Source organism: Anaplasma bovis, assembly GCF_036903315.1.
Classification (GTDB): Bacteria; Pseudomonadota; Alphaproteobacteria; order Rickettsiales; family Anaplasmataceae; genus Anaplasma; species Anaplasma bovis.
Genome location: NZ_JAWLNY010000004.1, coordinates 1 through 14,615, shown reverse-complemented (window position 1 = coordinate 14,615; position 14,615 = coordinate 1). Strand labels below are relative to the sequence as shown.

Annotated in this window: 13 protein-coding genes, 2 tRNA genes and 1 other RNA gene; 10 read left to right on the top strand and 6 right to left on the bottom strand. The window is 41.4% G+C overall.

Annotated features, from left to right (window positions below):
- Positions 1–582: 582 nt before the first annotated feature.
- On the bottom strand, positions 583–1,080 hold the full coding sequence (gene coaD / locus R4I06_RS00835; protein ID WP_410519366.1) for a pantetheine-phosphate adenylyltransferase: 498 nt from the start codon (positions 1,078–1,080) through the stop codon (positions 583–585).
- 118 nt (positions 1,081–1,198) lie between these two features.
- Between coaD and R4I06_RS00830 the strand changes: the two genes are divergently transcribed.
- The 7 genes from R4I06_RS00830 (at position 1,199) to R4I06_RS00800 (ending at position 5,396) form a co-directional block, all read left to right on the top strand.
- Positions 1,199–1,269, top strand: a tRNA-Phe gene (locus tag R4I06_RS00830).
- Between the two features lie 44 nt (positions 1,270–1,313).
- The gene (locus R4I06_RS00825) at positions 1,314–2,360 is read left to right on the top strand and encodes a hypothetical protein (RefSeq protein WP_334413603.1); all 1,047 of its coding nucleotides are present in this window, start codon (positions 1,314–1,316) and stop codon (positions 2,358–2,360) included.
- Positions 2,361–2,503: 143 nt separating this feature from the next.
- The gene (proS, locus tag R4I06_RS00820; RefSeq protein ID WP_334413602.1) at positions 2,504–3,781 is read left to right on the top strand and encodes a proline--tRNA ligase; all 1,278 of its coding nucleotides are present in this window, start codon (positions 2,504–2,506) and stop codon (positions 3,779–3,781) included.
- On the top strand, positions 3,778–4,140 hold the full coding sequence (locus tag R4I06_RS00815; protein ID WP_334413601.1) for a holo-[acyl-carrier-protein] synthase: 363 nt from the start codon (positions 3,778–3,780) through the stop codon (positions 4,138–4,140). The genes proS and R4I06_RS00815 overlap by 4 nt, the downstream gene beginning before the upstream one ends.
- A gap of 202 nt (positions 4,141–4,342) precedes the next feature.
- Positions 4,343–4,414, top strand: a tRNA-Asn gene (locus R4I06_RS00810).
- Positions 4,415–4,445: 31 nt separating this feature from the next.
- Positions 4,446–4,770, top strand: a transfer-messenger RNA (tmRNA) gene (gene ssrA / locus R4I06_RS00805).
- 134 nt (positions 4,771–4,904) lie between these two features.
- A complete protein-coding gene (locus tag R4I06_RS00800; protein WP_334413600.1) occupies positions 4,905–5,396 on the top strand; it encodes a ClpXP protease specificity-enhancing factor SspB in 492 nt (163 codons plus the stop codon).
- 132 nt (positions 5,397–5,528) lie between these two features.
- Here the strand turns inward: R4I06_RS00800 and R4I06_RS00795 are convergent, their stop codons facing one another.
- The 5 genes from R4I06_RS00795 to R4I06_RS00775 form a co-directional block, all read right to left on the bottom strand.
- Positions 5,529–5,660 carry a hypothetical protein gene (locus R4I06_RS00795; protein ID WP_334413599.1) on the bottom strand — a complete coding sequence of 44 codons (132 nt, stop codon included), beginning with the start codon at positions 5,658–5,660 and terminating at the stop codon, positions 5,529–5,531.
- 4 nt (positions 5,661–5,664) lie between these two features.
- A complete protein-coding gene (locus R4I06_RS00790) occupies positions 5,665–5,811 on the bottom strand; it encodes a hypothetical protein (protein ID WP_334413598.1) in 147 nt (48 codons plus the stop codon).
- Positions 5,812–6,007: 196 nt separating this feature from the next.
- Complete coding sequence (gene topA / locus R4I06_RS00785) at positions 6,008–8,467, bottom strand: type I DNA topoisomerase (protein WP_334413597.1); 2,460 nt, start codon at positions 8,465–8,467, stop codon at positions 6,008–6,010.
- 121 nt (positions 8,468–8,588) lie between these two features.
- Positions 8,589–9,989, bottom strand: a complete 1,401-nt coding sequence (locus R4I06_RS00780; protein ID WP_334413596.1) for an NAD(P)H-hydrate dehydratase — start codon at positions 9,987–9,989, stop codon at positions 8,589–8,591.
- Between the two features lie 71 nt (positions 9,990–10,060).
- Positions 10,061–10,366, bottom strand: a complete 306-nt coding sequence (locus R4I06_RS00775; protein WP_334413620.1) for a hypothetical protein — start codon at positions 10,364–10,366, stop codon at positions 10,061–10,063.
- Between the two features lie 291 nt (positions 10,367–10,657).
- On the opposite strand from R4I06_RS00775, the gene R4I06_RS00770 reads away from it, so the two are divergent.
- From R4I06_RS00770 to cutA, 3 genes are all read left to right on the top strand, one after another.
- The gene (locus R4I06_RS00770) at positions 10,658–11,311 is read left to right on the top strand and encodes an O-methyltransferase (RefSeq protein WP_334413595.1); all 654 of its coding nucleotides are present in this window, start codon (positions 10,658–10,660) and stop codon (positions 11,309–11,311) included.
- 137 nt (positions 11,312–11,448) lie between these two features.
- Positions 11,449–13,947, top strand: coding sequence for a hybrid sensor histidine kinase/response regulator (locus R4I06_RS00765; protein WP_334413594.1), 2,499 nt, complete (start codon positions 11,449–11,451; stop codon positions 13,945–13,947).
- Complete coding sequence (cutA, locus tag R4I06_RS00760; RefSeq protein WP_334413593.1) at positions 13,944–14,300, top strand: divalent-cation tolerance protein CutA; 357 nt, start codon at positions 13,944–13,946, stop codon at positions 14,298–14,300. Before R4I06_RS00765 ends, cutA begins: the two co-directional genes overlap by 4 nt.
- The last annotated feature ends 315 nt before the right edge of the window (positions 14,301–14,615 follow it).

Sequence of the window (14,615 nt, the reverse complement as noted above, 5' to 3'; positions counted from 1 at the left end):
GCATGGTGTTATCTAAACAATACGGAAAAGTATGGAAAAGGCTTAAGCCAAAGAAGTGATGGGGGAATTCTGAGATATGCGTGACGGAGCAGTGAGCTTCATGCATGGTGTTATCTGAACAACTCTTTCCGTGCATGCAACTTGGAGTTTATGTTGCATAACCGTTCAGCGAACAGCACAGTAATCTGCTTTTCTTTAGGAATTCCACAACAGCAGAACACAGTTTCATGGCCCAGAACACACTTGAAAGCCTTTATAGTCATCCGCTAAGAGGAAAAATAGAAAAGTTTGAGGTGTTTGTTGAGCAACCCTGGGTAAAAAGCACAGTAATCTACATTTTTTGAGATTAAGGTCCCTTATTTTACGGTACCACAGATTCCTAACGTAAATGGCGCACGCAGTTTTATTAATATAGAACACGCTCTAGGTTTCTGTAGGCATGCTACGAGCTAATGGTTAGAGGTTTTTGCCACTCAACCCTTTGTTAAAAGCGAGGTGAGCTGCATTTTTTTGTTCTCTTCGCGCAGCAGCAGCGGCACGCATTTTATCAATACAGAACTTGAAAGCCTTTATAGTCATCAGTTAAGAAGAATAGAAAAGTTTTAAATTTTTGCTTACGTTTTGCGAGACAAACGCCCCTACATCCCCTCCCAATCTAGCAACTTCTTTTACAAAACTTGAAGATATGAACTGAGTATCTTCAGAAGCAGGTAAGAATATAGTCTCGATTCCTGGAAGCAGCCTGTAATTTATCCAACTCATTTGAAATTCGTAATCAAAGTCGGAAACGGCTCTCAAGCCCCTTATTATCATCAGAGCCCCCTTGCTTTTTGCAAAATGCATGAGTAAGCCTTTAAATACCTCCACTCTTACAACAGAATTCATTCTTTGATCCTTCATCTCGTGTTCTATCATACTAGCTCGCACAGAAAGGGGGAAGATAGTCTCTTTCTGCACATCTTCAGCTACCGCTATAACCAGCTCATCCACGAGGTTACATGCCCTCTTTATTATATCAACATGCCCTAAAGTTATGGGATCAAATGTTCCTGGATATATGCCTATTCTTTTGCTCACAATCTATACTTGTATATTACACTGCATATCCTAACTATAGAAATGGATCTACTAATTTTTCAAGTTTATTTTCCTTGAATGCCGATTTGCGACCTATATAATGTTGTGGGCGTGTTGTTACGGCTTGGTAGCTCAGTGGTAGAGCAGAGGACTGAAAATCCTTGTGCGTTGGTTCAATTCCAACCCAGGCCACGCTTCGTAGTTAAGGTTTTTGTATTTTCAAATGCGTTGATGTTATGCCTAGGTGCTTGCTGGTCCTATCTTGTATTGTCTATCTCGTTCCTTTTTCTTTTCTTGCTCCATGGTCAGCGCATGCCGCAAAACAGAATGAGAGTTCTCCTCTGGTAGATGCCGCTGTTGTTGTAGGCTTACTGCAGACAGCTGAGGAGACATATCCTGAGGAGTTGACATTTTCCTATAACATTACGGAAATGCTAACCGGACTCGGAGCGCGTGTAGTGCGCATAGATTATAATGCGTTGTTAGCAGGTTTTGACACAACAAAAGAAGCTCTTTCATGGACCCCGGGGGAGAGATATGAGATTAGCAATGATGAGTTTAGAAAGATTAAGAACGACGTTTTAGACTTCATTAAAAGGGAAAATATAAGCAGGATTTTTATACCTGGAAACTTTTATAACGTTGATTGCGAGCCTTATACACCTACCCCAAACCGCCAATTAATTACAGATGCTATCACCGAGATAGTGCATGATAACCCTAGTATTGGGATCATGGGAATATGCGGTGGACTTCAGGGAATTATGAACTCTTTGGGGGTCAGGGTTACTCGAGTCAAAAATCTTGTAGATTCACATGAGTCTGTTGCAGCTCATGCAATATCTCTGCCGGATCCTCATGATAAAAACGTTCAGCTACACAGGGTGCGTGTTGTACCTGGCAGTAATTTAGCGGGTGTGGTATCGAAATATCTAAAACCCGATGCTAACGGTTGGTTTTCTATCTTCTTTCCTGATGCTCATGGTGGCGTTGTCAGCAATGATCCCGAGAATATGCAAAAATTGGAGAGTCTTGGATACAAAGTCGTGGGATTCGCAGATGACGGAGTGATAGAAGTGCTAGAGGATATGCACGGTAACATGTTATTTCAGGATCACCCTGAAGCACTTGCCATAAGCTTCCTAAAGGGTGAGGTTTTACCTGTGGCAACACATCCTTGTACGGATCCAGCAATGTGTGAATCTTGCAGTAAGTCCCAGAATCTGCGGTACAAAGCTGCTCTTTCGGCTATGTCCATAATGGAGTACTTTTTGCATCGTTAGCAGCAAATATACATCTTTTGATATATTTATATGAGTGGAAGTCATGAGTTTCCGGGGCAGCAGCACCTCTAACACGCAATTATCTTGACTATGGGTAGCTCATATGGGAGAATGCGCCTCCCCGTTTTAGCAGGAGTTCTTTTATGCGTCTTTCAGAGATGTATTTTCCTACAATAAAAGATGTATCGTCGGAAGTGGTTTCTGTTTCTCACAAGTATTCATTACGTGCTGGACTTGTAAAACAGATATCTTCCGGAGTATATGCATGGTTACCTATGGGACTCATGGTAATGAGAAAAATAGAGAACATCATCCGCGAAGCGGTAGAAGAGGTAGGCTTCTCTGAAATACTAATGCCATCTATACAGCCTGCAGACTTATGGAAAGAATCTGGTAGATATGAGTTATATGGCGTTGAGATGTTTCGCACTACTGATCACAGTGGAAAAGAAATGTTATTCGGACCAACGCATGAAGAAGTAGTGGTAGATGTGGTTAGGAATTCTGTAAAAAGCTACAGAAACCTGCCCGTAAAGTTGTATCAGATTCAGTGGAAATTCCGTGATGAGCTACGTCCAAGGCATGGAATAATGCGTGCGCGAGAGTTCCTTATGAAAGACGCATATAGCTTTGACGCAGACGTGAATACTGCCATGAGAACTTACGGAGATATGTTTGCTGCATATCATAAGATTTTCAAGAAGTTACACTTACCTGCAGTCGTTGTAAGCGCTAACAGTGGAGAGATCGGTGGCAGTATGAGCCACGAGTTTCATGTTTTATCACATACTGGAGAAAGCACTTTATATTACGATAAGGCACTGCTTAATCTTTTTGACGACGGTGACTATAGCGTAGACAAATTGCAGAATGTCTATTCGGTCGCGTCGGATATGCATGATCCTGAAAAGTGCACCTTGCCCGAAAGTGACCTAGTGTGTTCTAAGGGCATAGAAGTCGGGCATGTCTTTTACTTAGATGATAGGTATTCCAAACCTATGAAAGCGGTATTTCACGATCAAAGCGGAAATACGTTGTATGCACACATGGGATGCTACGGAATAGGAATTTCCCGCCTAATAGCGGCAATTATAGAAGTCTTTCATGACGACATGGGTATTAAGTGGCCTGAATGCGTTGCTCCTTTCAAAATCGGGATAGTTAATATAGGTAGTGAAAATGAGAAATGCGTAGCAGTCGGAGACCGCATTCATGCAGCATTTCCAAATGACTCCTTGTATGACGATACAAAGGACAGTCCGGGAACAAAACTTTCCAGAATGGATTTATTCGGTATGCCATGGCAAGTTATAATAGGAAATTCATTCGTTCGTCATGGAGTTTTAGAACTGAAGAATCGCGCTGATGGAACAACAGAAACACTTTCCGTTGAGGATCTTATAAGGAGGCTAAGTGCGTGATACTAGGCGTGGGCGTTGACTTAGTATCCATTAGTAGGGTACGGATGCTTTTGTCAAAACATGGGGATAGATTCAAGAATAGGATATTCTCACCTAGGGAAATCAGTGATTCAGAACATTATGGAAATGAAGAGACTGTGGTCAGGCACTTTGCTAAGAGATTTGCAGCGAAAGAGGCTTATGTTAAAGCAATAGGTATAGGATTTGACGGTACAATTAAGGCAAGAGATATATCTGTGCATAACAACGAGGTGGGTAAACCTTTTTTGCTGATAAACTCCGAGTGTTCACATAATATAGCATTATCGATGAGTGACGATGGAGAATACGCAATTGCCTTTGTCACCCTGTATAGCTAAGTTGCACATAGTCACTCTATAATGCATAAAGTCCTATCTATAGCGCAGATTACGCTTTCATTCTGAAACACTTAATATTAATTATGTAGAGTGTCGCACTGTAAGTTATAATACTACGTACCTGCATTGCGCATATGTAAATTACCAAGTTTTTCTTGCATATGCGGATATACGTAACTATGATGTTGCTTGCTTTTATTATTCCCTGGTAGCTCAGTGGTAGAGCAACTGGCTGTTAACCAGTGTGTCGTTGGTTCGAATCCGACCCGGGGAGCTTTCATAAGTATTTCAAGCAGCTTTTGTTCCTTCTTGACTATCTCCGTGCAAGTGGTATAATATAGCCGTGCGTTTTGCGCACTATGGCAATAAAGGCCTCATGGAATAGGCGTTTTGGACCCGAGGGCGGTACTCGGCATCTCCACTGTATGGGGATGATACAGGATAGACAGACGTAGTAAAGATGATTGCCGTTGCTCGGTGGGAGGTCCAGCCGTGTGATTGGCTCATATTGATAAGTGCAAACGATGTTTTCGTTGCCGCTAATGATAACGTAGCACCAGCTTTAGTAGCTGTAGCTTAGTGTATCTTTAGCGCGGCTTGGGGCTTGCCGGGCAACAGAAAAGCCCTACTTCTTAAGAGCTTGTTCTTCTTTTCATTTTATAGTGACTCCGGTTCTTATTTGTGCCACAATGGGACAGCTTTCTCATGTGGAGGAGCTGGCTTCTTATAGGCCTTGGGTGTCTTGTTTATGTGCTAGAGGTTATATGAGCGATGTAGTTGACTATCGCAAGTTTGTATATTCTGCGATGTGCAACGTTATTAGAGAAGCTATGTGTTTTTTCTCTAATACGTTACGCTCAAAGGATGTTCATGTCGCCATTTCCTTTCTAACAGGTAGCAATGGAGTTGTATTGCCGGACTACCTTAAAGTCCAGTACCCTGAGTGTATGACTATTGTACTGCAATATCAGTTTAGGGAACTTACTGTTGGCGACAATAGTTTTAGCGTTATTCTAAGCTTTAGGGGAAAAGAAGAGCGTATAACCGTGCCATTTAGTGCCATAACGAAATATGTGGACATACTGGCGAATTTCTCTCTAGATCTCGAACAATACGGAGACATTGAGCTTACGTGCCTTGATCAATCGGACAATGATGACGATATTTCTAGCGATGATGAGAGCAAAGAAAGAAGGACAGAGGGCAACATTATCTTTATAGACAGGTTTAGGAAAAACAACAGTCCTAGTAATTGATGATCTATCATCGTGTGGTTTTTTTTCTCTAGATTCTGGTAAGTCGCAGTAAGTGATGTGTCGTACAGGCGAAAGCTTGAGCTAGTTGGCTCTCTGCAGGTGCATATGTTTCCTGCTCAATTTTGCACAGGTCTATAACTCTCTACGGGGCAATAGTCTCAGTAATTGATGATCTATCATCGCGTAGGTTTTTCTCTCTAGATTCTGACAAAACGTAGAGTTCTGTTTAGCGATATCTCCGCTTATGTGACGTGTTTCATACACAATTTTACACTAATCTAATCCTCTGCAGAGCAACAGTCTCAGTAATTGATGATTTATCATCGTGTAGATTTTCTCCAAATTCTGACAAAACGACGAATGCCTTATCGTGCAAGTTAAAATTTGGGCTAGTTGGCTCCCTGCTTAGGTGCATGTGTTTCCTGCTCAATTTTGCACAGGTCTATAACTCTCTACGGAGCAATAGTCTCAGTAATTGATGATCTACCATCGCGTAGATTTTTCTCAAGATTCTGGAAAATCGCAGTTAGTGATTTATCGTGCAAGCTAAAATTTGAGCTGATGCCATCTTTGATTAGATAATGTGCGTTTTATTTATGAGCCTGGCAAGTCTAAGCTTTTTCGTTTTTTTCGTTTATAAGCGCTATAGCCCCTTCAAGATCTATGTCATCGCCAGACGATTTCCCCTTTAAGGCAACGCTTACATCACCGCATTTTATGTAAAAACCGTACCTTCCCTTGCACACGTATATCTCGTTCCCGTTTTTATGAACACCTAGAAACCGTGCCTTTTTCTTGTCAGCACTATTTTCTATTACAAGTAACGCCTCTTCACACGTGAGGTCTAAGAAATTATCCTTTTCCTTAATAGAAAAATACTCCCCATTGTATAAGATATATGGTCCAAATCTACCTATTCCAATCTTTATCTCCCTGTTTGTGTCTGGGTGAGACCCTATCACCATCGGCAATGACAGCATCTTTCTTGCAATTTCTATAGACATATTGCCTTTCATGCTTTTAGGTACGGCTATACGCTTCTTTGTTCCGTCACCTAACTGTAGGTACTCTCCGTATGGTCCCTTCTTAAGAAAAATCTCTTCTTGAGTTTCTTCATCATATACACCTAAAACCCTTGGAGAGTCATCATTGCTCGTTTCTTCTGTATCGCCAATGCCCCTGATATACCTACACTCAGGGTATTTGTTGCATCCCAAAAATGCGCTATTTTTGCCAACATTGAGCATAAGTTCGCCAGAACCGCAGGATGGACACACTCTACTGATATTTTCCCCTGATTCCGATGAAAAAATATAATGCTCTAGTTCCAAAGTTATGGCCTTAGAGATCTCACTGATCTCTATGGTCTGAACAGAAAGGACATTGGCAATGAACTTGTCCCAGAAAGCCTTTAGGACACCCTTCCATTCCAATTTTCCATTAGATACCTCATCAAGTTCTTCTTCGAGGTTGGCAGTGAAGTCATATTCTACGTATTTTCTGAAAAAATTTATCAGAAACGCGTTTACTATTCGCCCTCTCTCGCTAGGAATAAATCTCTTGCGCTCAAGATCTGTATATCCTCTCTCTTGCAAGACAGAAATTATAGTAGCATAGGTAGATGGCCTTCCTATGCCTATTTCTTCCATTTTTTTGACTAAACTTGCCTCGCTATACCTGGAAGGAGGCTGAGTAAAGTGCTGATTTGGAGTCACCTTAAGGAGCGAACAATCCTCTTCCTTCTTGAGTAATGGCAAAACGACTTTTTCATCGCTACCATCTGTTCCATACACCGCATAGTAACCGTCAAAGCTCAACGTTGAGCCTGTGGCATACAAAACAACTGACTTATCCGTAGAAACAATATCCACTGATACTTGATCTATAACTGCAGATTCCATCTGACTAGCAACAGTCCGCCTCCATATTAGGTCGTACAATTTGTGTTGCTCGGGAGTTAAATACTTCTCCAAATTCTCAGGCAGCATCGTAATGTCTGTAGGACGTATAGCTTCGTGTGCCTCCTGCGCATTCTTAACCTTTCTCGAGTACACCCTAGCACTTTTCGGCAGGTATTTCTCACCAAACCTCATCTTTATCGTATCTCGAATGTACCTCAGCGCATCATCAGAAATGGAAAATCCATCGGTACGCATATATGTTATGAGACCTACTACTTCGCCTCCGATGTCTATTCCTTCATACAGTCTTTGTGCAATCATCATGGTTGTTTTTGCAGAAAACCCTAACTTTGACGACGCTTCCTGCTGAAGGCTAGAAGTTATAAAAGGAGGATACGGATTCCTCCTACTCTTCTTAGCTTCAACAGCCCCTACTGCATACTTCTTACCTTTGACAACCTTTACAATTTGTTCTGCACTTTCAGAATTCTCAATAAAAAATTTATCTACCTTTTTTCCCGAGTACAACTTCAAAGTCGCTGAAAACTTTTCCCCCGCTTTATTTTTTAAATCTGTGTCTACAGTCCAGTATTCACGCGATGTAAACCCTTCAATTTCGCTCTCTCTCTCGCACAAAAGTCTCAACGCTACAGATTGCACCCTTCCTGCAGATCTGCTTCCAGGTAACTTCCTCCATAATAACGGCGAAAGCGTGAATCCCACTAAATAATCCAAAACTCTTCGGGTTTGCTGCGCACGCACTAGATCCATGTCTATAGAGCGACAGTTATCAATGGCAGCTGTGACAGCCTTTTTTGTCACCTCATTAAAGACCATCCTGTTAATTGAAACGCCCTCGTTTATGGCACCTCTTTCTTTCAATACCTCCACAACATGCCAAGCTATAGCCTCCCCTTCCCTATCCGGGTCAGTTGCCAAGTATACGGAATCCTTCTCCTCCCTTACGGTTTTGACTATCTTGTCTATATACTTTTCAGACTTCGGTATAACCTCATATATCATACGAAAGTCATTTTCCGGATCGACAGAACCGCTCTTAGCTGGAAAATCTCTAACGTGTCCGAAAGAGGCCAGTACTGTAAATTTTGCTCCTAAATACTTGCTAATAGTCTTTGCTTTTGAAGGAGACTCTACAATAACTACACCCATCTAAAACCCACAAAATACACCCTCAAAAGGAAGATAGGAACCTAATATTATAAAATAGAGATCTTGGAAAGGTTTTTAATGCTGTAAAACATGGTAAATTGGAAGATAAATGGCTTTTTAATCAATAAATCCTAAACATTCCAATACTTGCCAACACCTTGGGTATCTCTTGAACAATGTCATCTGCAATGAGTCCTAGGGCATATTTTTTGCCGCACTCTCCATGCACCCACACACCACAGCATGCTGCATAAAATTCTGGCATACCACATGCAATCAGTCCCGTTATTATTCCCGCCAGTACATCACCGCTTCCTGCAGTTGCCAAGGAACAAGGCGCATTATTATTAACTATGACCCTGCCATCTGGTGATGCTATGATGGTATCGTGGCCCTTTAGCACAACTACACAACCCAACACCTCAGACGCCTTCCTTGCTCTATGTACAGGATGACTATCAGATATATCAGGAAAGATGCGCCTGAATTCCCCCTCGTGGGGAGTAATCACTACCTTCTTACCCACAATACTGGATGATAGACTTTCTCTATCACCCTCAAACACAGAGAGAGCACCAGCATCTAAAACACATGCCTTATTCCACGCCAGTACTTCAATGACCTTATGCTTCAGGAAACTATCCCTTGCATCGCCACCAGGGCCTATTAGGATAGCAGTAACCCTAGCATCTCCTTTAACATCTTCGTAGGTTTTATACATAACTGAAGTCAGCGCTGCAGCATATAATGGAATTTCCCCAACTTCACATGCAACAGCTACTGCTCCAGACCCTACCCTTAGAGACGACATTGCAGATAACTTTACTGCTCCCACAGATCCTGCACCTAGGGAACATATAACAGAATAACCGCGATTGTATTTATGAGATTTATAATCCGGCCTGGGAATGTCTTTCATCCATATATTGGGAGAATTCAAAAAACCCGAAGATACGTGCGAAGTATCGATTCCCAGATCCTTTTTTAAACATACTGAGCCGGAATAATACCTACCTGGCGACAAAACATGTCCAAACTTTAAGCAGGATAATGCAATAGTAAGATCAGCTTTAAACGCTGCACCCATAATCATGCCAGTGTCACTGTTTACTCCACTCGGCATGTCAATGGAAATCACAAATTTGCGACTAAGAGAAACTTTCTCTATTACGAAGCGTAAATCCTCATCTAATTCTCTACTTAGGCCAATACCAAAAATAGCATCTAGCACTACGTCTTCTTCTATTACAAGCTCGCGTAACAACTCACCATCAATTCCGTCACCGACTCTGCGATAGCCCAAAACTCGAACTTTCCACCCTTTTTCCCTAAGTAGCCTAGCAGCAACAATTCCATCAGCGCCGTTATTCCCTGGACCACAAAGAACCAGAACAGATTTACATATAAAACGAGAATCAAGCTCATCTGCCACAGCACCTGCAGCCTTGCGTATCAGCGCTTCCACAGGAAAAGAAGAGCTGCCCTCGCACGACCTAAGCTGCTCTGACGAGAGTATTTCCATATAAGATCACTTCCCGAGACGAAAAAAGAGAATCCACTTTAAGCGAGAACTCAGGAGAAAACTACTGAATTTTACACACACTCAGTTTCCTTAACGACACGACTGGCGTCGTTAACAACGCCCTCGCACGCAGCGCGCTTAGAAGAATAAGAAGCTACAGGCATTCCTCTAACCTTTTCAAACCCGCCTCTCCTCTTACGCCAACCATATGTGTGAAGGACAACCTTGTTCTCTATGAGCGCTATGGTGCCATCAGGGTAAACAACCATGTCCATACCCCTTTTCCGTGCCTCTAAGAACTTCTCCCTATACCTTTCTCGATACGCAGGATCATCGAAAACAGACACCTCTTCATCACCCTCTGCAGCTATCATCATAACTTCACCCACACCTCTTATCCTTGTTGCATAATAACACGCAACCTCTATGGTTCTCTTCCGAAAATCCCTTAAAAAATCCGAAAGATGCTCTTTAGTGTATCATAAAACGTACACTTACAAACAATATGCTCGCCCCTTCTACCATATTTTCGGCGCTAGTGGTAATATTATCACGCAACTTCTCAATAAGATAACAAATTTACTATTTTGCAGTATAGTCCTGCCTGAAATGTTGTAACTTGCAGCAAATGATATAGAATCTCTAGATAAGGATTTCTCACAATTTTTATGCGAAGTTCTAAATCGGATGAAAAGATTCGGTATTTAAGTGCCCTGTTTGGAGTTTCCGAAGGTGAGATTCTAGCAGTTCATGCATCGGCGCCTCCTAGGCTAGGTCTTGCTCAACTAGATGTTCTTGAGGGACAATTTTTACGACTCTTAATAAAGTTGGCAGGAGTGAAGACTATAGTAGAAGTAGGCACGTGCGTGGGATTTTCTGCTATATGCATGGCGCAAAGCTTACCGGAAGATGGACATATATACACCATAGAAAAGAACTCAGAAAATGTGGCTTTAGCGTCAAAAAATGTAGAAAATTGTGACCTACAAGACAAGATAACCGTATTGCACGGCAATGCATTGTCGGAATTGAAGAAACTTGGAAACACTTCCCCCTATGACATGATGTTTATAGATGCCGACAAGGCTTCATATCCTCTATACCTAGATTGGGCAGAGTCTAATATACGAAAAGGTGGCGTTATAGCCGCTGATAATGTATTCCTGTTTGGGACAATTTTTGACGATATGCCTAAGAACATATCTCAAGATGCTTATCATGGCATGAGAGCATTTAACCAAGCATTATCAGACAGAACAAAGTATCTATCCTCTGTCTTGCCCTACACGGATGGCATTCTCGTTGCGCTAAAGATATTCTAATACACAAACTTAGATTTCCTCCGATGTGCTTAACGCAGAAACCCACAAAATAACATCTCAATTGCGTTAATTCGATTAAAGGTATAAATACCAAATTATGGAGTGGCGTGCATTATACTAGTAAAGTGACCTAAGAAGTGAACAAGAGATACACAGATAACCCTGAAAATCATAGAGTGGACTTTATGGTGCGCGATTATGGGATTTCAAAACTCAAAATCGCGGTCATTATTACTCTCCCCCTGCTCTGTATACTGAGTATTTACTTGTTCGGCATGGACAATGGTTACGTGAGCATGGTCTTTAATTGCTTATTTACGACCACAACTGTGTTTGTATTGTTACAAAAACTTAGGTTATACCCAAAAATTATAGCTTCTGTGGAGTACCAGAATGCAATTTTTGCAAATGCTCTAAACCATGACACGGAATTCTGTTTAATACTGGATAGTAGCGGCAGCGTAGTATATTCAGACGCGAGATTTAATACGAGATTTCGCAACTTTTCACACAATAGCAATTTGAACCTCTACAGCGTACTTAAGCTTGCAAACCTTAGTGATCAAGAAATATCACGTTTCTTGAAAGCGCTTAGAAGCAAATCTTCGGTTCGTACCTACTGCTCTGTAAGTAAGAAAAACTCCATTTCTAATTTCTCACTTATACTGGACCCTGTAGCAAATAACCCACAAATAGACGTCACAACCGAAGCTACTTTCTGCTTGTTTTTAAATCCATTGTCCAGGCCACAGGATTATTTTGTCTTAAAAGCTGTGAAAATTACTAAAGAGGAAGTGCATGAAAAGTTGCTGCGCAGGCACAACGTGGGATCGTATCTCCTCAGCCAGGATGGGGTAATTATATCTGCTAATGAGTGCTTTTTAAAGATCTTCGAACTAGACGTTTTAGAGCGCCATACGCCTTTTTCGTCCCTACTCAGCAAAAATAATGGATTCGACACTGAGGCAGACGAGGAGGTTTTTGTGACTTCTAAAGGAACGATGTTCCGCGCACATGTTACTCAGGAAGTTTTTTACGATAAGAACAATAATAGATACATATGTGGGTTGATAACTCCTAAGAAATTTAATCTCACAGACTATCAGCTAAACCCATGCTTTATACACGCACCAATAGCCGTAGCGCAGTGCAACATAGATGGTAAAATCATAAAGTATAATAAGGCATTTGAAGCATTGACCGACGGTCAGGCGCATGAGTACATATTCAAGCACTTAGTGCCAATATATAGCAAGAAGGTAGAAAAATATCTGCGCAGTAGCATAATCAACAATATGTCCTTAGAAGGGCAGCTTTGCAACAGAACTTATGTAAAAATACATATGAACAAGCTGGTACACGATAACACCGTACTGGTAGTATGTTATATAACCGATAGCGCGGACAGAAAAAGCCTAGAAACTCAGCTAGAGCAATCACAAAAAATGCAGGCTATCGGTCAGTTAGCTGGGGGTATTGCTCACGACTTCAATAACATTTTGACTGCGATAACTGGATTTTGTGACTTATTGCTTATTCAACACCCTGCGAGTGATCCATCATTTCAGGACATAATGCAGATAAAGCAAAATGCGAACAGAGCAGCAAATTTGGTAAGGCAATTGATGGCTTTCTCCCGCAGACAAACGCTACAACCTAAAGTCCTAGATATAAACAATATAGTTGCTAACTTAGCTACTATGATAAAGCGTCTCATCAGCGAGGATATAGAATTAAAGATATACTACGAGGAAAACATAGGGCTAGTCATGGTAGACCTATGTCAAATGGAACAGGTAATTGTAAACTTGGTTGTGAATGCAAAATCTGCGATGCAAAGCTCTGGAGGCAGCTTAACGTTGCGTACTTACAATTTCACTGTCGATGCCTCTAGCATGCCTAAGGGCATGTTTGCTCCTGACAAGGATAAGATAGAACACGGAGAATACGTAGTACTGGAAGTGATAGACACGGGACATGGGATAAACAAGCAGGTTATTAAAAAGATTTTTGATCCCTTCTTTTCCACGAGAAGTGACTCCTACGGAACCGGATTAGGGCTGTCTACGGTGTACGGAATTGTGAAGCAAACTGGTGGCTACATATACGTAAAAAGCAAGGTAGGACAGGGAACAAAATTCTTAATATTCTTACCAAGGGTGTACTCTTCAGAGGCGCATTATGTCGAGGATCATTCGATGTTCAATGAGCACATCACAGAGCACGTTGAATCAGGAGACAATTCAGTATGTTCTGAAGATTTTGTATCTGTATTACTCATAGAAGACGAAGAGCATGTAAGGGATTTTACATCCCGGGCATTATCGAAAAAGGGTTTTAACGTAATAAATGTCGGTTCAGGCAAACATGCAGTGACTGCCGCGGCATCCAGTGAGCGGGTCGATATTATAATTAGCGACGTGGTGATGCCTGGAATTAGCGGGCCAGAAACTGTTGCAGAAATACTAAAAATCCATCCTGAAGCTAAGGTAATTTTCGTATCAGGATACGCAGAAGAGGTATTTCATAACCAACACAAGAGTATAAATTTCGATACTGTGAGATTTTTGTCAAAGCCCTTCACCATGAAGCAGCTACTTAGTAAAGTTTCTGAAGCTCTAAAGGAAGGAAAATGAAAATCGGTGAACAGCAAAGTTTCAGTGACGCATCTATCATATATTCAACATTCCCCGACTATGCATCAGCATATAAAATCTGTAATACCCTGTTAGAAGAGAATCTTATAGCATGTGCAAATGTGCTACAGAATGTATCTTCGATCTATAAATGGGAAGGTGAGATCAAAAAAAGTACAGAGCACATTGTAATATTAAAAACCACGAAGCAGTTAGAAGAAAGGGCTATACTTCGCGTGAAAGAGCTTCACCCTTATACTACTCCTGCGGTGTTTTCCATAGCCATTTCAAGGTGTGCTGAAAATTTCCTGGACTGGATCAAGTCACAACTTAAAGGAGAGACAGGACACTAAGTTATGTACAAACCCTGTGTTTCATCTAGCGCAGTAGCATAATCGCTGCCAAGTTTGAACAAGAGTACGGCAGGAGTTCATTACACCATCTAGTGCGGTAGTAGGAAAAAAAAAAGCAAAGCAGGAGTGCATAATGTTACTAAAAACCACACAAAAGTCAGAAGAATAGGCATACTTTGCGGAAAGCTACACCCTATACCATCTGGTACAGTACTCGCTCAGTTGAATAAAAAAAAGCACAGCTGGAGTGCATAATGTTACTAAAATCACGCAACAGTTAGAAGAAAAGGCATACTCTTCGGAAAGCTGCATCCT

What these genes read in the sequence shown, in the direction of transcription:
- R4I06_RS00770 (WP_334413595.1), top strand. Translation starts at nt 10,658, where the DNA reads ATGCGAAGTTCTAAATCGGATGAAAAGATTCGGTATTTAAGTGCCCTG.
- R4I06_RS00790 (WP_334413598.1), bottom strand. Translation starts at nt 5,811, where the DNA reads ATGCACCTAAGCAGGGAGCCAACTAGCCCAAATTTTAACTTGCACGAT.
- R4I06_RS00800 (WP_334413600.1), top strand. Translation starts at nt 4,905, where the DNA reads ATGAGCGATGTAGTTGACTATCGCAAGTTTGTATATTCTGCGATGTGC.
- cutA (WP_334413593.1), top strand. Translation starts at nt 13,944, where the DNA reads ATGAAAATCGGTGAACAGCAAAGTTTCAGTGACGCATCTATCATATAT.
- R4I06_RS00825 (WP_334413603.1), top strand. Translation starts at nt 1,314, where the DNA reads ATGCCTAGGTGCTTGCTGGTCCTATCTTGTATTGTCTATCTCGTTCCT.
- R4I06_RS00775 (WP_334413620.1), bottom strand. Translation starts at nt 10,366, where the DNA reads ATGATGATAGCTGCAGAGGGTGATGAAGAGGTGTCTGTTTTCGATGAT.
- R4I06_RS00780 (WP_334413596.1), bottom strand. Translation starts at nt 9,989, where the DNA reads ATGGAAATACTCTCGTCAGAGCAGCTTAGGTCGTGCGAGGGCAGCTCT.
- proS (WP_334413602.1), top strand. Translation starts at nt 2,504, where the DNA reads ATGCGTCTTTCAGAGATGTATTTTCCTACAATAAAAGATGTATCGTCG.
- topA (WP_334413597.1), bottom strand. Translation starts at nt 8,467, where the DNA reads ATGGGTGTAGTTATTGTAGAGTCTCCTTCAAAAGCAAAGACTATTAGC.